Raw genomic sequence first — 23,803 nt, forward strand, 5'->3', positions numbered from 1 at the left:
TTTTGCGGTCGGGGGGCTTTTGTAGTATAATAGAGATATGTTTTGACAGTAGGAGGTATCTATGGACTTAACTAAGCGCTTTAATAAACAGTTAGATAAGATTCAAGTCTCGTTGATTCGTCAGTTTGACCAGGCTATTTCGGAGATTCCTGGGGTCTTGCGTTTGACTTTGGGGGAACCTGATTTTACAACGCCAGACCATGTCAAGGAGGCGGCCAAGCGAGCGATTGATCAGAACCAATCCTACTATACAGGGATGAGTGGCCTGCTGACTCTACGTCAGGCGGCCAGTGACTTTGTTAAGGAAAAGTACCAACTGGACTATGCTCCTGAAAATGAAATCTTGGTTACAATTGGAGCGACAGAGGCTTTATCGGCTACTTTGACAGCTATTTTGGAAGAGGGAGATAAGGTGCTCTTGCCAGCTCCTGCCTATCCAGGTTATGAGCCGATTGTCAATCTGGTTGGGGCAGAGGTTGTCGAGATTGACACGACTGAAAATGGGTTTGTCTTGACTCCTGAGATGTTGGAGAAGGCCATTTTGGAGCAGGGTGATAAGCTCAAGGCGGTTATTCTTAACTATCCAGCTAATCCGACAGGAATCACCTATAGTCGGGAGCAATTGGAAGCCTTGGCGGCTGTTTTACGCAAGTACGAAATTTTCGTTGTCTGCGATGAGGTTTACTCAGAATTGACCTACACAGGGGAAGCCCATGTGTCTCTAGGAACCATGTTGAGAGACCAGGCCATTATCATCAATGGTTTATCTAAATCACATGCCATGACCGGTTGGCGTTTAGGTTTTATCTTTGCTCCTGCGGCCTTCACTGCCCAGATAATCAAGAGTCACCAGTACTTGGTCACTGCCGCAAATACTATGGCTCAACATGCTGCGGTGGAAGCCTTGACAGCTGGTAAAAATGATGCGGAACCTATGAAGAAGGAATACATCCAGCGTCGAGATTATATTATCGAGGAAATGACTGCTCTTGGTTTTGAGATTATCAAACCAGACGGTACCTTCTATATCTTTGCTAAGATTCCAGCTGGTTACAATCAAGACTCCTTTGCTTTTCTGAAGGATTTTGCTCAGAAGAAGGCTGTCGCCTTTATCCCTGGTGCAGCCTTTGGGCGTTATGGAGAAGGTTATGTTCGTCTGTCTTATGCAGCTAGCATGGAGACTATCAAAGAAGCCATGAAACGACTTGAGGAGTACATGAGAGAAGCATGATTCAGTCTATCACGAGTCAAGGTTTGGTGCTCTACAATCGTAACTTTCGTGAGGATGACAAGCTAGTCAAGATTTTTACAGAGCAGGCTGGTAAGCGGATGTTTTTCGTCAAACACGCTAGTCAGTCCAAACTAGCTCCGGTTATTCAGCCCTTGGTACTAGCTCGTTTTCTCTTACGAATCAATGATGACGGACTCAGTTACATTGAGGACTATCACGAGGTGATGACTTTTCCCAAGATTAATAGCGACCTCTTTGTCATGGCCTATGCGACCTACGTGGCCGCTCTTGCAGATGCTAGTTTGCAGGATAATCAGCAAGATGCTCCTTTGTTTGCTTTTTTGCAAAAGACTTTGGAATTGATGGAAGCTGGCTTGGATTATCAGGTTTTGACTAATATTTTTGAAATTCAAATCTTGACTCGATTTGGGATCAGCCTCAATTTTAATGAATGTGTTTTTTGCCATCGGGTCGGTCAGGCTTTTGACTTTTCTTTTAAATATGGAGCCTGCCTCTGTCCAGATCATTATCATGAAGACGAGAGACGTTGCCATCTCAATCCCAACATTCCTTATCTGCTTAACCAATTTCAAGCCATTGATTTTGAAACCTTGGAGACCATTTCGCTCAAGACTGAAATCAAGCAAGAGCTACGACAATTTATGGATCAACTCTACGAAGAGTACGTTGGAATTCACCTAAAATCAAAGAAATTTATTGATTCCCTAGCCGATTGGGGACAATTACTAAAAGAGGAAAAGAAATGAAAAAAATCGCAGTAGATGCCATGGGTGGCGATTATGCACCTCAAGCCATCGTTGAAGGTGTCAATCAAGCCCTAGCTGACTTTTCAGATATCGAGGTTCAACTCTACGGAGATGAAGCTAAAATCAAGCAATATCTTACAGCGACAGAGCGCGTCAGCATTATCCATACGGACGAGAAGATTGATTCAGACGATGAACCTACGAGAGCTATTCGGAAGAAGAAAAATGCCAGTATGGTATTGGCGGCCAAGGCTGTCAAAGAAGGCGAAGCAGATGCTGTTCTCTCAGCTGGGAATACAGGTGCTTTGTTGGCTGCTGGATTCTTCATCGTGGGTCGTATCAAGAATATCGACCGTCCTGGACTCATGTCGACCTTACCGACTGTAGATGGGAAGGGGTTTGACATGCTGGACCTCGGTGCCAATGCGGAAAATACAGCCCAGCACCTTCATCAATATGCGGTTCTAGGTTCTTTCTATGCTAAAAATGTCCGTGGCATTGCGCAACCACGTGTTGGCTTGCTCAATAACGGGACAGAGAGTAGTAAGGGCGACCCGCTTCGTAAGGAAACCTATGAATTACTGGTGGCTGATGAAAGTTTGAACTTTGTCGGAAATGTGGAAGCGCGTGATTTGATGAATGGCGTTGCGGATGTTGTCGTGGCAGACGGTTTCACGGGAAACGCTGTACTCAAATCCATCGAAGGGACAGCCATGGGAATCATGGGCTTGCTAAAAAATGCTATCACAGGTGGTGGCTTTAGAGCCAAACTAGGTGCCATCCTTCTCAAGGACAGCCTCAGAGGTTTGAAAAAACAGCTCAACTACTCAGATGTTGGAGGTGCAGTCTTGTTTGGTGTCAAGGCGCCGGTTGTCAAGACTCATGGTTCCAGCGATGCCAAGGCTGTATACAGTACGATTCGTCAGATTCGTACCATGCTAGAAACAGACGTAGTTGCTCAAACTGCGCGTGAATTTTCAGGAGAATAAAAGAGATGACAGAAAAAGAAATTTTTGACCGTATTGTGACCATTATCCAAGAACGACAGGGAGAAGACTTTGTCGTGACAGAATCCTTGAGTTTGAAAGACGACTTGGATGCTGACTCAGTTGACCTGATGGAGTTTATCTTGACACTGGAAGATGAATTTAATATCGAAATCAGCGATGAGGAAATTGACCAACTCCAAAGTGTAGGAGATGTGGTAGAAGTCGTCAAAAGTAAAGAATAGCAAGAAGCAACATGCAAGTCGTGTTGCTTTTTATTGTTAGGAAAAATAAAAAATTTAGAACTTTTAGTGGGAATTACGAATAGATAGATAAGAAAGAAAAAGGAGGAATATTTATGTATGTGACTGGTTTTTATACGTAGTTCATTAAATTATTATTCAAATAAAATTTAATTTAGTTGTACATTTTTGAATTGTTTTTCGAATAAATAAGTGAGACGAGAAGGAAGGAGACTACGCGATGTATTTACCAATCTTATTGCCATGGTTTATCAAATGGTATTTAAAATAAATGAAATTTACCTGTTCATTTTAAACCACTTCTCAAATAGATAAGTGAGAAGAAAAGGAAGAAAAAAGAATTCAGTAATTCATCCATTCTGGTTTTTAAAATGGTTTAAGGTCCAGGAGTCGTAAACTAAAAAACGGAAATAAAGGAGACAAAAGATGACAAAATGGAACAGAACTTTGTAGCTCTTACAGAAGAAGAGTTGGTGAATGTAGATGGGGGATTCTTTGGTCCTGTATTGTTTACTATTTGGGGAACAGAAGTATGAGTAGGCCATCCTCTATCAGCAGGTGTAGCAGTAGGTTTTGCTGCTCTAGCTACTAATTAATAGATGAAGGGGATAGATAATGAATTATAACTTTGAAAATATGAAATCAGATGAATTGGAAAAAATTTTAGGTGGCTCTGTAGTAGGTGCTCTTTCGTTAGCATGGGGTGTAACCAAGGCGGTTGGAATCATTGGTGGGACAGCTGTTTCTGTTTACGTTGCAGGAAAAAGCGTTAAAGCAATAGGTGATTTGGGACTTTCAAGATTGCGATAATTTTTTAATATTTATGAGGTGATGCAATGAAAAATGAAATAACTAATGAAAAATGAAATAACTAAAGTAATAAAAATTGTTTTATTATTTATCTCTATGGCTATCATGAATTTGATGTTGCTTGGAATATTAGCTATGCTTGGTTTTTCTTTGACGGGCAGTGTATCTAGTTACCTCGTGTTACCTTTATTTTCTACTCTTATGTTGCTCTTCATTAACAAGATGATAACAAGGTTAGACAGACAGAAGGAAAAATAAGAGCTTGCTATGAAAAATTTTTTATTAGGTTTTGTTTTAACAGCTTACAGCATATTATTAATTTATTCTCTATTTAATTTAGAAAAGGTATCGTTGGAAAGCTGTATTTTGTTAGTAGCATTGACATACTATATTAATAAAAAAGAAACATTTAAACCAAAAGTGAATTAGACTAAGAATATTTTAGGAAATGATCATCAGTTTACAGCAATGACAGAAAAAAACGATAATCAATGAAAACAAGAACAGAGCAAAGAGTTTCGTAAAAGGTATATTATCGGAGGTTTATCTAATGTATGGCTAGTTGCATGGGGTTACTCTTTCTAAGATAAAACACTTTGGAGAAATCATAAATTTTCAAATAAAATTTAATTTAGTTGTGTATTTTCGGATTATTTTTCGAATAGATAGGTAAGAGGGAAACGAAAGGAGTCTAGTTCATGTATCTACCAATTTTCTATCCGTGGTTTGCTAAATTATTTTTCAAATAAATTTAATCTAGTTGTACGTTTTCGAATTATTTTTCGAATAGATAAGTGAGAAGAAAAGGAAGGAGATTAGAAATGATTATTTCAGCTATTTATCCAACTTGGCTATTTAAGTGGCTTAGAGGCTAAACATTAAAAATATAACAAAACATAAAAATTGAGGAGAAAAAAAGATGACAAATTTTGACAAAATGGAACAGAACTTTGTAGCTCTTACAGAAGAAGAGTTGATGGATGTGGATGGAGGAGCAATTCCTCTTGTAGCTTGGGCAATCGCTAATCCTGTGACGGCAGCCAAAATTGCTGGTGGAGTTGCTGCAGTGGGAATTGCAGGTTATCATTATGTGACAGGTAAGTGGTAAAAATTAAAGGAGAAATTGCTATGGAAAAATCTATTTTAAAATTTGAAAAAATGACTAATACAGACTTGCAGGAAATTCAAGGGGGAGCATTTCCTCTCCTTATCCCTATTGCCACTGGTTTTGTTAAAGGATTTGTATATACTGGTGGAGCTATTCTGACAACTCGGGCACTCTTGTCAGGTAAATAGGAGTCTATTATGAAACAATTCTTATTAGGTTTTGCTGAGGGGTATTTTACCGTATCGCTCATAATCTACATCGCAACGTATTTGATTTTGAGAAATCCAATCAATACCCTATTTTATCCAGAAATTTACCCTATTTTATTTGGACTCTTTTATCTAGGATATAAGGCCAATAAAAAGCAAGTAGAGTGAGCAGTTAAGAATGACTTTTTAGTCTGTGCTAAAAATAGCTAGGCTAGAATCTAAGAATGCATCACATTGGAGTTTAATATGAAATTTGTTAAATCAATACTGAAAGTGTGGCCTGAAATCATGGTATCACTTAGTTCGATGTTCTATATAATCATCAGATTGGTAACTGACATAAATAAAGTATCTTTACCTACTTGGTTTAATAGTTTCAATATACCAACGATTGCATTATTTATGATGGTCTTCATTCTTTTATACAGAAGTAAAGAAAAAAAGAATGGATAAATTTGAGGTAGTAGACGCTCTATAGGGAATAGGTGTCTTATAGTAATGAATCAAAAAAAGAAGTAACTATGAATCGTAATTTAGAATGGTGTTATCTATTCTGACTATGAATAGATCATACCATAGGTGGCTTAGAAATAGCAGGGACATTAAAAATTGAAGTAATAAATAAGATGTCGTAAATGTTACTATCAATGATTTATTTGTCCCAAGCTTGCCTAGTGTGTCAGTAAAACATCAATTTCCTTTCATACCATATTTTTAGTAGGTAGGACATTTGTTCTACCTATTTTTTTGTAAAAAAGTGCAGTTGGGAGGGAGATAGGCGCATTTGGGAATGAAGTCCAGCTTTTGTTTGGGGATTGGGGTAAGATAGTTGTTATCAGATGAGTTTAGGAAAAGGAGATGAATATGAAATTTGGGAAACGTCACTATCGTCCGCAGGTGGATCAGATGGACTGCGGTGTAGCTTCATTAGCCGTGGTTTTTGGCTACTATGGTAGCTATTATTCTTTGGCTCACTTGCGAGAATTGGCCAAGACGACCATGGATGGGACGACAGCTTTGGGCTTGGTCAAGGTGGCAGAGGAGATTGGATTTGAGACGCGAGCCATTAAGGCGGATATGACGCTATTTGACTTGCCAGATTTGACTTTTCCTTTTGTTGCCCATGTGCTTAAGGAAGGGAAATTGCTCCACTACTATGTGGTGACTGGGCAGGATAAGGATAGCATTCATATTGCCGATCCAGATCCTGGGGTGAAATTGACCAAACTGCCACGTGAGCGTTTTGCGGAAGAATGGACAGGAGTGACTCTTTTTATGGCACCTAGTCCAGACTACAAGCCTCATAAGGATCAAAAGAATGGTCTGCTCTCTTTTATCCCTATATTAGTGAAGCAGCGTGGCTTGATTGCTAATATCGTTTTGGCGACACTCTTGGTAACTCTGATTAACATTGTGGGTTCTTATTATCTGCAGTCTATCATTGATACCTATGTGCCAGATCAGATGCGTTCGACCTTGGGGATTATCTCTATTGGGCTGGTGATTGTTTATATTCTCCAGCAGATCTTGTCTTACGCTCAGGAGTATCTCTTGCTTGTTTTGGGGCAACGCCTGTCGATTGACGTGATTTTATCCTACATCAAGCATGTTTTTCACCTGCCTATGTCCTTTTTCGCGACACGTCGTACAGGGGAGATCGTGTCTCGTTTTACAGATGCTAATAGTATCATCGATGCGCTGGCTTCGACCATTCTTTCGATTTTTCTAGATGTGTCAACGGTTGTCATTATTTCCCTTGTTTTATTTTCACAAAATACCAATCTCTTTTTCATGACTTTATTGGCGCTTCCTATCTATACAGTGATTATCTTTGCTTTTATGAAGCCGTTTGAAAAGATGAATCGGGATACCATGGAAGCCAATGCGGTTCTGTCTTCTTCTATCATCGAGGACATCAACGGTATTGAGACGATCAAGTCTTTGACCAGTGAAAGTCAGCGTTACCAAAAAATTGACAAGGAATTTGTGGATTATCTGAAAAAATCCTTTACCTATAGTCGGGCAGAGAGTCAGCAAAAGGCTTTGAAAAAAGTTGCCCATCTCTTGCTCAATGTGGGTATTCTCTGGATGGGGGCTGTTCTGGTTATGGATGGTAAGATGAGTTTGGGGCAGTTGATTACCTATAATACCTTGCTGGTTTACTTTACCAATCCTTTGGAAAATATCATCAACCTGCAAACCAAGCTTCAGACAGCGCAGGTTGCCAATAACCGTTTGAATGAGGTTTATCTGGTAGCTTCTGAGTTTGAGGGGAAGAAAACGGTTGAGGATTTGAGCTTGATGAAGGGAGAGATGACCTTCAAGCAGGTTTCCTACAAGTATGGCTATGGTCGAGATGTCTTGTCGGATATCAATTTGACTATTCCGCAGGGTTCTAAGGTGGCTTTTGTAGGGATTTCAGGATCAGGTAAGACGACCTTAGCCAAGATGATGGTTAATTTTTACGACCCTAGTCAGGGAGAAATTAGTCTGGGTGGTATCAATCTCAATCAGATTGATAAAAAGGCTCTGCGTCAGTACATTAACTATCTGCCTCAGCAGCCCTATGTCTTTAACGGAACGATTTTGGAGAATCTTCTTTTGGGAGCTAAGGAGGGGACGACTCAGGAGGATATCTTACGGGCGGTCGAATTGGCAGAGATTCGGGAGGACATTGAGCGCATGCCACTGAATTACCAGACAGAACTGACTTCGGATGGGGCAGGGATTTCAGGTGGTCAACGTCAGAGGATTGCTTTGGCGCGTGCTCTCTTGACAGATGCGCCGGTCTTGATTTTGGATGAGGCGACCAGCAGTTTGGATATTTTGACAGAGAAGAGGATTATCGATAATCTCATGGCTTTAGACAAGACCTTGATTTTCATCGCCCACCGCTTGACCATTGCTGAGCGGACAGAGAAGGTTGTTGTCTTGGATCGGGGCAAGATTGTCGAAGAAGGAATTCATGCTGATTTGCTTGCACAGGGTGGTTTTTATGCCCATTTGGTGAATAGCTAGAAAGAGGAGAGGATGAAACCAGAATTTTTAGAAAGTGCGGAGTTTTATAATCGTCGTTACCATAATTTTTCCAGTCGGGTGATTGTCCCCATGTCTCTTCTGCTCGTGTTTTTGCTTGGCTTTGCAACTTTTGCAGAGAAGGAGATAAGTTTGTCTACTAGTGCGACTGTAGAACCTAGTCGTATCCTTGCAAATATTCAGTCAACTAGCAACAATCGCATTCTTGTCAATCATTTGGAAGAAAATAAGCTGGTTAAAAAGGGAGAATTGTTGGTTCAATACCAGGAAGGGGCAGAGGGTGTCCAAGCGGAGTCTTATGCCAGTCAGTTGGACATGCTTAAGGATCAAAAAAAGCAATTGGAGTATTTGCAAAAAAGTCTGCAAGAAGGGGAGAACCACTTTCCAGAGGAGGATAAGTTTGGCTACCAAGCCACCTTTCGCGACTACATCAGTCAAGCAGGCAGTCTTAGGGCTAGTACATCGCAACAAAATGAGACCATCGCGTCCCAGAATGCAGCAGCTAGTCAAACCCAAGCCGAAATCGGCAACCTCATCAGTCAAACAGAGGCTAAAATTCGTGATTACCAAACAGCTAAGTCAGCTATTGAAACAGGTGCTTCCTTGGCCAGTCAGAATCTAGCCTACTCTCTCTACCAGTCCTACAAGTCTCAGAGTGAGGAAAATCCGCAAGCTAAATCTCAGGCTGTTGCGCAGGTTGAAGCACAGCTTTCTCAGTTAGAATCTAATCTTGCTACTTACCGTGTTCAGTATGCAGGTTCAGGTACCCAGCAAGCCTATGCGTCAGGCTTAAGCAGTCAATTGGAATCCCTTAAATCCCAACACCTGGCAAAGGTTGGTCAGGAATTGACCCTTCTAGATCAGAAAATCTTGGAGGCAGAGTCAGGTAAGAAGGTACAGGGAAATCTTTTAGACAAGGGAAAAATCATGGCGAGTGAGGATGGGGTGCTTCACCTTAATCCTGAGTCCAGTGACTCTACCATGGTAGCAGAGGGGACTCTACTAGCCCAACTCTATCCGTCCTTGGAAAAAGAAGGGAAAGCTAAACTAACAGCTTATCTTAGTTCAAAAGATGTAGCAAGGATCAAGGTCGGTGATTCTGTTCGTTATACGACGATTCATGATGCCAAGAATCAACTTTTCCTAGATTCTACTATTACCAGTATTGATGCGACAGCTACTAAGACTGAAAAAGGGAATTTCTTTAAAATCGAGGCGGAGACTAATCTGACTTCCGAGCAGGCTGAAAAACTTCGGTACGGAGTGGAAGGTCGCCTGCAGATGATTACAGGTAGGAAAAGTTATCTAYGTTATTATTTGGATCAATTTTTGAACAAAGAATAATGTTCGTATTTTGGTAGTTAAATGATTTTAAAACTGTGAGAAAGATTCTTCTTGCAGTTTTTTCTTTACAATTTTTGAAACACATCTGTTATTTATTCGTTTAAATTCTTGTATTTTTTGGTTTTTTATGGTAGAATGTGCTCAAGTAATACGAAAGGCGAACTTTAAAATGTCAAAACAATTGATCTATTCGGGAAAAGCTAAAGATATCTATACAACTGATGATGAAAATCTTATTATTTCAACTTATAAGGACCAGGCGACTACTTTCAATGGTGTCAAAAAGGAGCAGATTGCAGGAAAGGGAGTGTTAAATAATCAGATTTCATCTTTTATTTTTGAGAAATTAAATGCGGCTGGCGTGGCGACTCACTTTGTGGAGAAACTTTCAGATACGGAACAACTCAATAAAAAGGTGGAAATCATTCCTTTGGAAGTCGTGCTTCGCAACTACACAGCTGGTTCCTTTTCAAAACGTTTTGGCGTAGATGAAGGTATCGCCCTTGAGACTCCAATTGTCGAATTTTACTACAAAAATGATGATTTGGATGATCCCTTTATCAATGACGAACATGTGAAATTCCTACAGATTGCGGATGACCAGCAAATCGCCTACTTGAAGGAAGAAACCCGTCGTATTAATGAACTTTTGAAATCCTGGTTTGCTGAGATTGGACTTAAGTTGATTGACTTTAAGCTAGAGTTCGGTTTTGACAAGGATGGTAAGATTATCTTAGCAGATGAATTTTCACCAGATAACTGCCGTTTGTGGGATGCGGATGGCAATCACATGGATAAGGATGTTTTCCGTAGGGGATTAGGAGAACTAACAGATGTTTACGAGATTGTTTGGGAAAAGTTGCAGAGTTTAAAATAATCTGTTAGCAACGGAAAACCTTCGTCTCTCAACTAAAAGGACTTAGGCTGAAAAAGGTCCCCCAGACCTTTTCACTCCTTAGGGGACTAGGGAAGTTTGACAGATGTGTACAAGGTTATGTTGGAGAAATTGTAGGGATTGAAGTAAAATTTTATTTGGTCGCCACTACAATCTTTAAGTAGAAATAGATAAAGGAACTAAAATGGATAAACGTATTTTCGTTGAGAAAAAGGCCGATTTTCAGGTCAAGTCAGAGAGTTTGGTTAGAGAACTCCAGCATAACTTGGGACTTTCAAGCTTGAAAAGTATTCGTATTGTGCAAGTTTATGATGTATTTGACTTGGCAGAGGACTTATTTGCACCCGCAGAGAAACACATTTTCTCTGAGCAGGTGACAGACCATGTTTTGGATGAAGCGGTTGTGCGGGCAGATCTTGCTAACTATGCTTTCTTTGCGATCGAAAGCTTGCCTGGTCAATTTGACCAACGCGCAGCATCTTCACAGGAAGCCTTGCTTTTGCTGGGAAGTTCGAGTGATGTGACAGTTAATACAGCACAATTGTACTTGGTTAATAAAGACATTGATGCGACTGAGTTAGAGGCGGTCAAGAACTACTTGCTCAACCCAGTCGATTCTCGTTTCAAGGACATCACGACAGGGATTGCCAAGCAGGAATTTTCAGAGTCAGACAAGACCATTCCAAAATTGACTTTCTTTGAAAGCTATACAGCAGAAGACTTTGCTCGCTACAAGGCTGAGCAAGGGATGGCCATGGAAGTGGATGATTTGCTCTTTATCCAAGACTATTTCAAGTCAATCGGGCGCGTGCCAACGGAAACTGAACTCAAGGTTTTGGATACTTACTGGTCTGACCACTGTCGTCACACAACTTTCGAGACTGAGTTGAAGCACATCGACTTCTCAGCTTCTAAATTCCAAAAACAATTACAGTCAACCTATGACAAATATATCGCCATGCGTGATGAGTTGGGACGTACCGAGAAACCTCAAACCTTGATGGATATGGCCACTATTTTCGGTCGATATGAGCGTGCTAATGGACGTTTGGACGATATGGAAGTGTCTGATGAAATCAATGCCTGCTCTGTTGAAATTGAGGTGGATGTTGATGGGGTCAAAGAACCATGGCTTCTCATGTTTAAGAACGAAACTCACAACCACCCAACGGAGATTGAGCCATTTGGTGGTGCGGCTACCTGTATCGGTGGTGCCATTCGTGACCCATTGTCAGGTCGCTCATATGTTTACCAAGCCATGCGGATCTCAGGAGCTGGTGATATTACGGCACCAATCGCTGAAACGCGTGCTGGGAAATTGCCACAACAGGTTATTTCTAAAACAGCGGCTCATGGTTATTCTTCATATGGGAACCAGATTGGTCTGGCAACAACTTATGTTCGTGAATACTTCCACCCAGGCTTTGTAGCTAAACGCATGGAGCTAGGTGCAGTTGTCGGAGCGGCTCCTAAGGGCAATGTTGTCCGTGAAAAACCGGAAGCGGGAGATATGATTATTCTTCTTGGAGGCAAGACTGGACGTGATGGTGTCGGTGGTGCGACAGGTTCTTCTAAAGTTCAAACGGTTGAATCTGTTGAAACAGCTGGTGCTGAAGTTCAAAAAGGGAATGCCATCGAAGAGCGTAAGATTCAACGCCTTTTCCGCAATGGGGAAGTGACGCGTCTGATCAAGAAGTCCAATGACTTTGGAGCTGGTGGTGTCTGTGTCGCCATCGGTGAATTGGCAGATGGTCTTGAAATCGACCTCAACAAGGTTCCTCTTAAATATCAAGGATTGAATGGTACCGAAATTGCCATTTCTGAATCTCAAGAACGGATGGCTGTGGTGGTTCGTCCTGAGGACGTAGATGCCTTCGTTGCGCAATGTCACAAAGAGAATATTGATGCTGTTGTGGTGGCGACAGTAACTGAAAAATCAAATTTAGTCATGCACTGGAATGGTGAGACAATCGTGGACTTGGAGCGTCGTTTCCTTGACACCAATGGTGTGCGTGTGGTCGTTGACGCCAAGGTTGTGGACAAGGATGTCAAACTCCCAGAAGAACGTCAAACATCTGCTGAAACCCTTGAAGCAGATACCCTTGCCGTTCTATCTGAACTCAATCATGCGAGTCAAAAAGGATTACAGACTATCTTTGACTGTTCTGTTGGTCGTTCAACGGTCAATCACCCACTTGGCGGTCGCTACCAACTTACACCAACTGAGGCATCTGTGCAGAAATTACCAGTTCAACACGGTGTGACTCACACTGCGTCAGTCATGGCCCAAGGTTTCAATCCATATGTGGCAGAATGGTCTCCATACCATGGTGCTGCTTATGCGGTTATTGAAGCAACTGCTCGTTTGGTGGCTGCTGGTGCCAACTGGTCTAAGGCTCGTTTCTCTTACCAAGAGTATTTCGAGCGTATGGATAAACAAGCAGAGCGTTTTGGTCAGCCAGTAGCAGCTCTTCTGGGATCAATCGAAGCTCAGATTCAACTTGGTTTGCCATCTATTGGTGGTAAGGACTCTATGTCAGGTACCTTTGAAGAATTGACAGTACCGCCAACCTTGGTAGCCTTTGGTGTGACAACAGCAGATAGCCGTAAGGTGCTCTCCCCTGAGTTCAAGACTGCTGGTGAAAATATCTACTACATCCCAGGTCAAGCCCTTTCTGCTGATATCGACTTCGATTTGATTAAGAAGAACTTTACTCAGTTTGAAACCCTTCGAAAGGCTCACAAAGTGACAGCTGCATCAGCGGTCAAATATGGTGGTGTGGTTGAAGCTCTTGCCCTTGCAACATTTGGTAACCATATTGGTGCCACTGTAACCCTTGAAAATCTTGAGACTGCCTTGACAGCTCAATTAGGCGGATTTGTCTTCACATCTCCTGAAGAAATTGCTGGAGTAGAGAAAATCGGTCAAACGAAAGCAGACTTTACACTAACTGTCAACGATGTGAAGCTAGATGGACACAAGCTTGACAGTGCCTTCCAAGGAAAACTGGAAGAAGTTTACCCAACAGAATTTACTCAAGCGAAAGAACTTGCTGAAGTACCAGCTGTGGCATCAGCTGTTGTGATTAAAGCCAAAGAAAAGGTTGAAAAACCAGTGGTCTATATCCCAGTCTTCCCAGGAATCAACTCAGAATATGACTCAGCAAAAGCCTTTGAAAAAGAAGGTGCAGAGGTTAACTTGGTACCATTTGTGACCTTGAATGAAGTTGCTATTGTCAAGTCAGTCGAAACCATGGTTGACAACATCGGCAAGGCTAACATCCTCTTCTTTGCAGGTGGCTTCTCAGCAGCCGATGAACCAGATGGATCCGCTAAATTTATCGTTAATATCTTGCTTAACGAAAAAGTGCGTGTAGCTATTGATAGCTTTATCGCCCGTGGTGGCTTAATTATCGGCATCTGTAATGGATTCCAGGCTTTGGTCAAATCAGGTCTTCTTCCATACGGAAACTTTGAAGATGCCAGCAGTACCAGCCCAACTCTTTTCTACAATGATGCTAACCAGCACGTGGCTAAGATGGTGGAAACTCGTATTGCCAATACTAATTCACCATGGTTGGCTGGAGTAGAAGTGGGCGATATCCACGCTATTCCTGTTTCGCACGGTGAAGGGAAGTTTGTCGTGACGGCTGAGGAATTTGCGGAGCTCCGTGACAATGGTCAAATTTTCAGCCAATACGTTGATTTCGAAGGCAAACCAAGCATGGATTCTAAGTACAATCCAAATGGTTCTGTCCATGCCATCGAAGGAATTACCAGCAAGAATGGTCAAATCATTGGGAAGATGGGACATTCAGAACGTTATGAAGACGGTCTTTTCCAAAACATCCCAGGAAATAAAGATCAGCACCTGTTCGCGTCGGCTGTGCGTTATTTCACAGGAAAATAAAAGGTATATAAAATGACATACGAAGTAAAATCTCTTAATGAAGAATGTGGTGTTTTTGGTATCTGGGGTCACCCAGACGCTGCCAAATTGACCTATTTTGGACTCCATAGTCTTCAGCACCGTGGTCAGGAGGGGGCAGGAATCCTCTCCAATGACCAAGGAAAACTAAAGCGCCATCGTGACATGGGGCTTTTATCAGAAGTCTTCAGAAATCCTGCTAATTTGGATAAATTGACAGGAACTGGTGCGATTGGGCATGTGCGTTACGCGACTGCTGGCGAAGCTTCTGTAGATAATATCCAGCCCTTCCTCTTCCGTTTTCACGATATGCAGTTTGGCTTGGCTCATAATGGGAATTTGACCAATGCAGCCTCTCTCAAGAAAGAACTGGAACAAAGAGGAGCGATTTTCAGCGCGACTTCGGACTCTGAAATCTTGGCTCATCTCATTCGTCGCAGTCACAATCCGAACTTAATGGGAAAAATCAAGGAAGCGCTCAGCCTTGTCAAAGGTGGTTTTGCCTATATCTTGCTATTTGAAGACAAGTTGATTGCCACTCTTGACCCCAATGGTTTCCGTCCGCTTTCTATCGGAAAAATGGCCAACGGAGCAGTAGTTGTTTCCTCTGAAACCTGTGCTTTTGAGGTCATTGGTGCCGAGTGGATTCGTGATTTGAAGCCAGGTGAGATTGTGATTATTGATGACAAGGGCATCCAGTATGATAGCTATACAGATGATACTCAGTTAGCAATCTGTTCTATGGAGTATATCTATTTTGCTCGCCCTGATTCTAACATTCATGGTGTCAATGTCCATACGGCACGGAAACGTATGGGTGCCCAATTGGCGCGTGAATTCAAGCATGAGGCGGATATCGTAGTTGGTGTACCCAATTCTTCCCTCAGCGCAGCTATGGGATTTGCAGAAGAGTCCGGGCTACCAAATGAAATGGGTCTTATCAAGAACCAATACACCCAACGTACCTTTATCCAACCGACTCAAGAATTGCGGGAGCAAGGGGTGCGGATGAAACTGTCTGCTGTTTCAGGCGTTGTAAAAGGCAAGCGTGTGGTTATGATTGATGACTCTATTGTGCGTGGAACAACCTCTCGTCGGATCGTTCAGCTCTTGAAAGAAGCGGGTGCAACTGAGGTTCACGTTGCTATTGGAAGTCCAGCGCTAGCTTATCCATGCTTTTACGGTATTGATATCCAGACCCGTCAGGAACTGATTGCAGCTAATCACACGGTTGAAGAAACGCGCCAAATCATTGGTGCGGACAGTCTGACTTACCTTTCTGTTGAAGGTTTGATTGATTCGATTGGGATTGAAACGGATGCACCAAATGGCGGTCTCTGTGTCGCTTACTTTGACGGTGACTACCCAACACCTCTCTACGACTATGAAGAAGACTATCGTAGAAGTTTGGAAGAAAAGACCAGTTTTTACAAATAGACAATAGATCCTCCATTAAAGAAAAGGAAAAATAAAATGGCAAATAAAAATGCGTACGCTCCACGTCTCACTACTGACTAAAAGCTAAAGCATTTGTCAGTAGACGCTTTGTCCTATGGGGCAAAGCTAGAGCCCTGACTAGTATTTTTAGATAAAATGATGATTTATCTAAAAATACGTCGCAATCTTTCTCAAAAAAAGAAAAGGAATAAACAAAATGACAAATAAAAATGCGTACGCTCAATCTGGTGTGGATGTTGAAGCGGGTTATGAAGTTGTTGAACGGATTAAAAAGCACGTAGCTCGTACGGAGCGTGCAGGTGTCATGGGAGCTCTTGGTGGCTTTGGTGGTATGTTTGACCTTTCAAAGACTGGGGTTAAAGAACCCGTCTTGATTTCAGGAACTGATGGTGTCGGAACCAAGCTGATGTTGGCTATCAAGTATGACAAGCATGACACGATTGGGCAGGACTGTGTGGCTATGTGTGTCAACGATATCATCGCTGCAGGTGCGGAGCCCCTCTATTTTCTTGACTATGTAGCGACAGGGAAGAATGAACCAGCTAAGCTAGAACAAGTTGTCGCTGGTGTGGCAGAAGGTTGTATGCAGGCAGGCGCTGCCCTCATCGGTGGGGAAACGGCTGAAATGCCTGGCATGTACGGCGCAGATGACTATGACTTGGCTGGTTTTGCGGTCGGTGTGGCTGAAAAATCTCAAATCATTGACGGTTCAAAGGTGGCAGAAGGAGATCTTCTTCTCGGACTTGCTTCAAGTGGAATTCACTCAAATGGCTACTCTCTGGTTCGTCGTGTCTTTGCCGAATATACAGGTGAGGAAGTCTTACCAGAATTGGAAGGCAAGCAACTCAAGGAAGTTCTTCTTAAGCCGACTCGTATCTATGTCAAGGCTGTCTTACCCCTCATCAAGGAAGGGTTGGTCAACGGCATTGCCCACATTACAGGTGGTGGTTTTATCGAGAATGTCCCTCGCATGTTTGCAGCTGACTTAGCTGCTGAGATTGAGGAAAGCAAGGTTCCAGTTCTTCCGATTTTCAAAGCCCTTGAAAAATACGGTCAGATCAAACACGAAGAAATGTTTGAAATCTTCAATATGGGTGTGGGACTTATGCTAGCAGTTAGCCCTGAAAATGTACCTCGCGTCAAGAAATTGTTGAATGAACCAGTCTATGAAATTGGTCGTATCGTCAAGAAAGAAAACGAAAGTGTCATCATTAAATGAAAAAAATAGCGGTTTTTGCCTCTGGTAATGGCTCAAATTTTCAGGTGATAGCGGAACAATTTCCAGTAGAGTTTGTCTTTTCAGACCATCGTGATGCCTATGTACTGGAGCGTGCAGACAAGTTCGACGTTCTGTCCTATGCTTTTGAACTCAATGAATTTGAGAGCAAGGCAGACTACGAAGCAGCCCTGGTCGAACTCTTAGATGAGCACCAGATTGACTTGGTTTGTCTCGCAGGCTATATGAAAATCGTTGGGCCAACCTTGCTAGCGGCTTATGAAGGTCGTATCATCAATATTCACCCAGCTTATCTGCCAGAATTTCCAGGAGCTCATGGCATTGAGGATGCTTGGAATGCAGGTGTTGAGCAGTCTGGTGTGACCATTCATTGGGTGGATTCAGGTGTGGATACAGGAAAGGTTATCAAACAAGTGCGCGTGCCACGGCTGGCTGATGATACCATAGAGAGTTTTGAAACTCGTATTCATGAGGCGGAGTATCAGCTCTATCCAGAAGTGTTGGAACGTTTGGGAGTGGAGAGGAAGTGTTAAATATGGCAACAACTATAGAGGTTAATAAACAGACTGTAAAGGAATTGCTTGGATCGGGGAAAAATAAGAAATTCGCTATTCCAGAATATCAGAGACCATATGCATGGACAACTGATCAGATTCAGACTCTATTTGATGACTTAGTTGAGTATACCAGTGGTGAAGAAAAAGACAGTACATACTTTTTAGGCACTATTGTAGCATATGAGAATGATGAGAACGAACAAGAAATTATAGATGGGCAGCAACGCATTACTTCTTTATTTTTACTTCTAAGAGCTCTATATTCTAAACTGAGTTCTATGAGTGAAACTCTTCAGTCAAAGAATTTTATGCGACAGATTGAAGCAGCAATGTGGGAACAAGATGAACTTACGGCAGAAGTTGATTTTGAAAAAGTTTTAATAGTTTCAAGAGTTGTTGGTGAAGAAGAAAATAATATTTTTACAAATATATTAGTTACGGGAGAAACAGAAAAAGGAAGAAAAGACCCTTATTCTGAAAACTATAAGTTATTTGTGGAGTTAATTGAAGATTATGCAAGTAAAGAACCAGAATTGTTTTACTGGTTTATTCAAAATGTTTTAAATAGGGCCATTTTGCTTCCTATTACTGCTGATTCACAGGATACTGCACTGACAATATTTTCTACACTAAATGATAGAGGACTAGCTTTATCTGATGCAGATATTTTTAAGGCTAAGATATATAACTATATAGACAATAGTCAGAAAAAGGATTTTATCGAAGAGTGGAAACTGATTGATGAATCCGCATCAAATGCAAATGAGAGTATTCAAAAGTTGTTTTATTACTATATGTTTTATCTGAGAGCTAAAGAGAATGATAGAAATACTACAACTCCGGGTATTAGAAAATACTATTCTCAGAATCAATTTGAAAAGTTATATCAAAGTGACTTATTGACGAATCTTCGTTTACTAGTAAGTTTATGGACAGTTATTAATAATAGGATAGTTGTGGAAGGCGAGAATTGGTCAGAGAATAAAGAAATTCTTAAAGTACTGGATTCTCTATCCTCTTATCCGAATGAATTTTGGAAGTATCCTGTAGTAATATATTATTTACGTTACAAAAACTCTGAAAATTTTGAGTCAGATTTTTTGAACTTTTTAAGAAATTTATTTGCAGTTTTGTCAGCAAGGTACGTAGTTACTCCAACAATAAACGCAGTCAAGCGTAGTATTTTAAATTTGAATGCTTCAGTTTATCAATCTAAAACACCTAAATTTGATTTCTCTTTAGTTGATGAAGAAGAATTCAAAGAAAAAGTAAAGAATGCACACCGAAATACGGTTCGAATGCTTCTAAAGGTACTGGCTTATCAAAGACAAGATGAATTATTGCCAGAAAAATGGGAAATAGAGCATATTTTACCTCAAAAGTGGCAAAATAGTTTCTTTCCAGATAATTCAGAAAGAGAAGTTAGGAATTTGATAGAACATATTGGTAATAAGATACCTTTTGAGAAGAAGCTGAATATTATTGCTAGTAACGGATATTTTGCTAAGAAGAAAGAAAGTTATCAAAAATCATCAATTACCATGGTACAAGATTTATCCAAGGAAAAAAGTGATTGGAAACTTGATGAAATTCGTGAAAGAGATATCCGCATTGCTGATGAACTTATAAATTTATTATCAAGTTGGGGATTGAATAAGATTTCTGAAGAACATATGGAAACAAGACGATTTAAAATTGAAATTCCCACAGAATCTACAGATAATTATATAAATTTTTTAAAAATGTTTCAAAAAGTTGATTCAGATGAAGTTCGTCAACAATTTTTAGATATATAAACTGGGAATGAAAGGAAAAAAATGACTAAACGCGTCTTAATCAGCGTCTCAGACAAAGCGGGCATTGTTGAATTTGCCCAAGAACTTAAAAAACTTGGTTGGGACATCATCTCAACAGGTGGAACCAAAGTTGCCCTTGATAATGCTGGTGTTGATACCATTGCCATTGACGATGTGACTGGTTTCCCAGAAATGATGGATGGTCGTGTCAAGACCCTCCACCCAAATATCCATGGCGGTCTCCTCGCTCGTCGTGACTTGGATAGCCACTTGGAAGCGGCTAAAGACAACAAGATTGAGCTCATTGACCTTGTTGTGGTCAACCTTTACCCATTCAAGGAAACCATTCTTAAACCAGATGTGACTTATGCGGATGCCGTTGAAAACATCGATATCGGTGGGCCATCAATGCTTCGTTCAGCAGCTAAAAACCACGCTAGCGTAACAGTTGTTGTAGATCCTGCTGACTATGCTGTTGTTCTTGACGAATTGTCAGCAAACGGCGAAACAAGTTATGAAACTCGCCAACGGTTGGCAGCCAAGGTTTTCCGTCACACAGCAGCTTATGATGCCTTGATCGCAGAATACTTCACAGCTCAAGTGGGCGAAAGCAAACCTGAAAAACTCACTTTAACCTATGACCTCAAGCAAGCCATGCGCTATGGAGAAAATCCTCAGCAGGATGCAGACTTCTACCAAAAAGCCTTGCCGACAGATTACTCCATCGCTTCAGCCAAACAGCTCAACGGGAAGGAATTATCTTTTAACAATATCCGCGATGCGGATGCGGCCATTCGTATCATCCGTGATTTCAAAGATCGTCCAACCGTTGTGGCACTCAAACACATGAACCCATGTGGAATTGGTCAGGCAGATGACATCGAGACTGCTTGGGACTATGCCTATGAGTCCGACCCAGTGTCTATTTTTGGTGGTATCGTTGTTCTTAACCGTGAGGTGGATGCTGCGACAGCTGAGAAGATGCACGGCGTTTTCCTTGAAATCATCATCGCACCAAGCTATACGGATGAGGCGCTAGCTATTTTGACCAATAAAAAGAAAAACTTGCGTATCCTTGCCTTGCCATTTGATGCTCAAGAGGCCAGTGAAGTGGAAGCAGAATACACAGGCGTGGTTGGTGGACTTCTTGTGCAAAACCAAGACGTGGTCAAGGAAAGTCCAGCTGACTGGCAAGTGGTGACTAAACGTCAACCAACTGAGACAGAAGCGACAGCTCTTGAGTTCGCTTGGAAGGCTATCAAGTATGTCAAATCAAATGGAATCATCGTGACTAATGACCACATGACACTTGGCGTTGGCCCTGGTCAAACCAATCGTGTGGCTTCCGTCCGTATTGCCATTGAGCAAGCTAAAGACCGCCTTGACGGCGCTGTTCTTGCTTCGGATGCCTTCTTCCCATTTGCAGATAACGTGGAAGAAATCGCTAAAGCAGGTATCAAGGCCATTATCCAGCCAGGGGGCTCTGTCCGTGACGAAGAGTCAATCGAAGCGGCTGATAAATACGGCTTGACCATGGTCTTTACAGGCGTTAGACATTTTAGACATTAAGAAGACAAAGTTTCAATATAAACAAAAATTGATTATAATAACATTTGTAAAAAGTAAGCCGTAAGGCTTGCTTTTTGGTATAATTGTAATAAATAAAACTATCAAGGAGTATATGCATGCCTTTAATTGAGAAATTTAAAATTAATAATCTTCATAATTATTATGATGTTGAGTTGAATTTTAAGAATGATAAGACTATTTACATTGGAGAAAATGGTATTGGTAAGACGACTATTCTTGCAATACTTTATTATTTGCTCGATTTAAATTATGAAAAATTATTGAGTTTTATTTTTGAAAGCATTGAGATTAAATTAGAGAGTAGAGAGCTTTTAAAGATTACTAAAGAAGATATTAGACAAATTAATATAGATAAGAGGAACCATAGAAGACAGGTTCCGAGATTTGTAGTTGATGATTTATTCACTGGAATAAAACATGATGAAAATTTGATGGGAGAGTTATTGGAATTATGTAAATCAAAGGATTCAGATTTTGATATAAATGTTAGAGAATTGTACAGAAAATATGAATTATTTAGAAAATATCCTTTCCCTCTAGCTTCACAAGCAATTAATGAGGTTCTTTATAGAATTAATCCGGAAGGATATGTAAAAGTAATCAATGAGATAGAGAATATAAAAAATAAATATAAAATTTTATATTTCCCAACTTATAGAAGAATTGAGGAAGATTTACGTAAATTAAATATAGGTCCTAAAAATGTTGCTCCTGGAGAAGAGATATTAAATAGTAAATTTAGTGGAGAATTAATCCATTTTGGTATGGAAGATGTTGAGCAGAGGATAAAAGAACTATTAAATAAGATTAGTAAGGAAACCAACGAAAGTTACAATAATATGACTAGTGGTTTATTAAATACTTTTTCTAATGGGGAAAGTATTAAAATTTCTGGTGAGAATTTTGATCCTGAAGAAATAGATATCGCTCTATCTAGATTAGGTGATAAAATAACTGATGAAACTAAATCTATAATTTTAAGTAAGATACATCAAGGTGTCTTGCATGAAGATAAGTATTTGGACTATCTTGTTTCAAGTATTCTTGAAAATTATAGAACTTTGGCAGATATTGATAGTAGAATTAATGATTTTAATAAAAGAGTAAATAAATATTTGTTTAGGAAAAAATTTTATTATAATCCACAGTCGTTAAGGTTAGATATCAAGAGGATTGATAGTAATGGGGAAACTATTTTTAAGAATAGTCAGTATGGAGAAATAGTTGAAGATATTATTGATTTAAGTAATCTTTCCTCAGGAGAAAAGCAACTAATTTCCACTTTTTCTAAAATATTTTTAGAAGATGAGAAAGAACTTATTATTTTATTTGATGAACCTGAGTTGTCTTTATCTGTTCCTTGGCAGGAGGAATTTATTTATGACATTTCTCAAGCAAATAAGTGTAGATTTTTATTAACAGTAACTCATTCTCCATTTATATATACCAATCTTTTACCTTATGCAGAACAGATTGATAATTGTATTAAAGAAACTTTACAAAATAGTGATAATAAATTTTCATTTATCTTTTTAGATGATGACAATGATGATGAAATGCCTTTTTAAATAAGGGGGATATAATTTGAAATCAGTAACAATAGAAAATCACCTAGAAAGTTTGACAGAATCCTCAGTTATTTGGGAAAGGTATACGAGAGATGCTAAGGCTAACCCCAATAGATATTTTGTATTTTATGAAGGAAAAGATAGGCAGTATTATGATTGCCGAATACAAAATTTTACTAAAAATTATAACGCATATGGGGTTGGTGGTAAGAGTAAGGTGTTGGAATTAGTCGATAAATTTACTCATGAGGAGGGTTATAAATTAAAGAATAAATTATTTTTTATAGATAAAGACTATGAAAAACGCCGACTAGATTCGGATGTATATATGACTCCAAAATACGCAGTTGAAAACTTTTACGTAAGCCAAACTGCAATCGAGAGAATACTGAAAACACATTATGGGATAAATGAAGATGATCAAGAATTTAGCATAGTATTAGATTATTTTAACAAAAGATATAAAGAATTTATTCAACATCTGACGAATATGAATCTATGGGCAATTTGTTGCCAATTAAATGAGGTCAAAATAGACTTTGATTTGTTGGGGTTAAAAAATAATGCAGATAATATAGTTAAAATCAAGCATGAAAAGTTAGAATTATCAGTGAAAGATATAAGTTTTAATTTTTTTGAAAGTATGTATGAGAAAATGCTAAGTGAGAAAATTAAAAAAGGTAGTGAAAAGAATGGCAGAGATTATGTCTCGGAGTTATCTATTTTTAGAGATAGACGAGAACACATACACTACACTTTCGAAAATGATATAGAGGAATACCGTGTTCACATAGAGGATTATTCTAGAGGGAAACAGTTGTTATGGTTTTTAAAAGAGTTTATATTATCCGTAGAGAATAAAAATGGAGGTATTCTGAAAAGACAATTTTTTATTGATGATAGAGCTATAATGACAGTGTTTACTAATTGTGCAGACACGCCTGAGTGCTTGAATGACTACTTGAAAAGAAAATGTTGTTTGACATTCAACTAGTCTTTATTATATGTGGAAATTATATA

20 protein-coding genes are annotated in these 23,803 nt (G+C 40.0%); all 20 read left to right on the plus strand.

The features are described 5' to 3' along the window. The first annotated feature begins 61 nt into the window (after positions 1–61). The 20 genes from D2908_RS07730 (at position 62) to D2908_RS07835 (ending at position 23,777) form a co-directional block, all read left to right on the plus strand. The gene (locus tag D2908_RS07730; protein WP_117306106.1) at positions 62–1,231 is read left to right on the plus strand and encodes a pyridoxal phosphate-dependent aminotransferase; all 1,170 of its coding nucleotides are present in this window, start codon (positions 62–64) and stop codon (positions 1,229–1,231) included. After that, complete coding sequence (gene recO / locus D2908_RS07735) at positions 1,228–1,998, plus strand: DNA repair protein RecO (RefSeq protein WP_117306108.1); 771 nt, start codon at positions 1,228–1,230, stop codon at positions 1,996–1,998. The genes D2908_RS07730 and recO overlap by 4 nt, the downstream gene beginning before the upstream one ends. Then, the gene (plsX, locus tag D2908_RS07740) at positions 1,995–2,987 is read left to right on the plus strand and encodes a phosphate acyltransferase PlsX (RefSeq protein ID WP_117306110.1); all 993 of its coding nucleotides are present in this window, start codon (positions 1,995–1,997) and stop codon (positions 2,985–2,987) included. The genes recO and plsX overlap by 4 nt, the downstream gene beginning before the upstream one ends. A 5-nt stretch (positions 2,988–2,992) precedes the next feature. After that, complete coding sequence (locus tag D2908_RS07745; protein WP_000136444.1) at positions 2,993–3,229, plus strand: acyl carrier protein; 237 nt, start codon at positions 2,993–2,995, stop codon at positions 3,227–3,229. Positions 3,230–3,681: 452 nt separating this feature from the next. Continuing rightward, complete coding sequence (locus D2908_RS07750; protein ID WP_117306112.1) at positions 3,682–3,783, plus strand: class IIb bacteriocin, lactobin A/cerein 7B family; 102 nt, start codon at positions 3,682–3,684, stop codon at positions 3,781–3,783. Between the two features lie 79 nt (positions 3,784–3,862). Then, entirely contained in the window at positions 3,863–4,057 is a 195-nt protein-coding gene (locus D2908_RS07755) for a ComC/BlpC family leader-containing pheromone/bacteriocin (RefSeq protein WP_117306113.1), read from the plus strand. Positions 4,058–4,976: 919 nt separating this feature from the next. After that, positions 4,977–5,165 carry a class IIb bacteriocin, lactobin A/cerein 7B family gene (locus D2908_RS07765; protein WP_117306116.1) on the plus strand — a complete coding sequence of 63 codons (189 nt, stop codon included), beginning with the start codon at positions 4,977–4,979 and terminating at the stop codon, positions 5,163–5,165. A 20-nt stretch (positions 5,166–5,185) separates the two neighbouring features. Then, positions 5,186–5,353: a class IIb bacteriocin, lactobin A/cerein 7B family gene (locus D2908_RS07770; RefSeq protein ID WP_117306118.1), complete on the plus strand. Its 168-nt coding sequence runs from the start codon at positions 5,186–5,188 to the stop codon at positions 5,351–5,353. A 9-nt stretch (positions 5,354–5,362) separates the two neighbouring features. Continuing rightward, the gene (locus D2908_RS07775; protein WP_117306119.1) at positions 5,363–5,542 is read left to right on the plus strand and encodes a hypothetical protein; all 180 of its coding nucleotides are present in this window, start codon (positions 5,363–5,365) and stop codon (positions 5,540–5,542) included. A gap of 696 nt (positions 5,543–6,238) precedes the next feature. Then, positions 6,239–8,392, plus strand: a complete 2,154-nt coding sequence (comA, locus tag D2908_RS07785) for a peptide cleavage/export ABC transporter ComA (RefSeq protein WP_117306123.1) — start codon at positions 6,239–6,241, stop codon at positions 8,390–8,392. 12 nt (positions 8,393–8,404) lie between these two features. Beyond that, positions 8,405–9,754 carry a competence pheromone export protein ComB gene (gene comB / locus D2908_RS07790; RefSeq protein ID WP_117306124.1) on the plus strand — a complete coding sequence of 450 codons (1,350 nt, stop codon included), beginning with the start codon at positions 8,405–8,407 and terminating at the stop codon, positions 9,752–9,754. 169 nt (positions 9,755–9,923) lie between these two features. Then, positions 9,924–10,631, plus strand: a complete 708-nt coding sequence (purC, locus tag D2908_RS07795; protein WP_165847472.1) for a phosphoribosylaminoimidazolesuccinocarboxamide synthase — start codon at positions 9,924–9,926, stop codon at positions 10,629–10,631. Positions 10,632–10,833: 202 nt separating this feature from the next. Further along, positions 10,834–14,559, plus strand: a complete 3,726-nt coding sequence (locus D2908_RS07800; protein WP_117306128.1) for a phosphoribosylformylglycinamidine synthase — start codon at positions 10,834–10,836, stop codon at positions 14,557–14,559. Between the two features lie 12 nt (positions 14,560–14,571). Then, positions 14,572–16,014, plus strand: a complete 1,443-nt coding sequence (gene purF, locus D2908_RS07805; RefSeq protein WP_117306130.1) for an amidophosphoribosyltransferase — start codon at positions 14,572–14,574, stop codon at positions 16,012–16,014. A gap of 217 nt (positions 16,015–16,231) precedes the next feature. Then, positions 16,232–17,254: a phosphoribosylformylglycinamidine cyclo-ligase gene (purM, locus tag D2908_RS07810; protein WP_117306132.1), complete on the plus strand. Its 1,023-nt coding sequence runs from the start codon at positions 16,232–16,234 to the stop codon at positions 17,252–17,254. After that, complete coding sequence (gene purN / locus D2908_RS07815) at positions 17,251–17,805, plus strand: phosphoribosylglycinamide formyltransferase (RefSeq protein WP_117306133.1); 555 nt, start codon at positions 17,251–17,253, stop codon at positions 17,803–17,805. Before purM ends, purN begins: the two co-directional genes overlap by 4 nt. A gap of 2 nt (positions 17,806–17,807) precedes the next feature. Beyond that, positions 17,808–19,625 carry a DUF262 domain-containing protein gene (locus D2908_RS07820; protein WP_117306135.1) on the plus strand — a complete coding sequence of 606 codons (1,818 nt, stop codon included), beginning with the start codon at positions 17,808–17,810 and terminating at the stop codon, positions 19,623–19,625. 21 nt (positions 19,626–19,646) lie between these two features. Continuing rightward, complete coding sequence (gene purH, locus D2908_RS07825; RefSeq protein ID WP_117306137.1) at positions 19,647–21,194, plus strand: bifunctional phosphoribosylaminoimidazolecarboxamide formyltransferase/IMP cyclohydrolase; 1,548 nt, start codon at positions 19,647–19,649, stop codon at positions 21,192–21,194. Positions 21,195–21,310: 116 nt separating this feature from the next. Then, positions 21,311–22,783: an AAA family ATPase gene (locus D2908_RS07830; protein ID WP_117306139.1), complete on the plus strand. Its 1,473-nt coding sequence runs from the start codon at positions 21,311–21,313 to the stop codon at positions 22,781–22,783. Positions 22,784–22,799: 16 nt separating this feature from the next. After that, positions 22,800–23,777 carry a DUF4435 domain-containing protein gene (locus tag D2908_RS07835; RefSeq protein WP_165847473.1) on the plus strand — a complete coding sequence of 326 codons (978 nt, stop codon included), beginning with the start codon at positions 22,800–22,802 and terminating at the stop codon, positions 23,775–23,777. The last annotated feature ends 26 nt before the right edge of the window (positions 23,778–23,803 follow it).

The organism is Streptococcus sp. LQJ-218 (assembly GCF_003428885.1).
Classification (GTDB): domain Bacteria; phylum Bacillota; class Bacilli; order Lactobacillales; family Streptococcaceae; genus Streptococcus.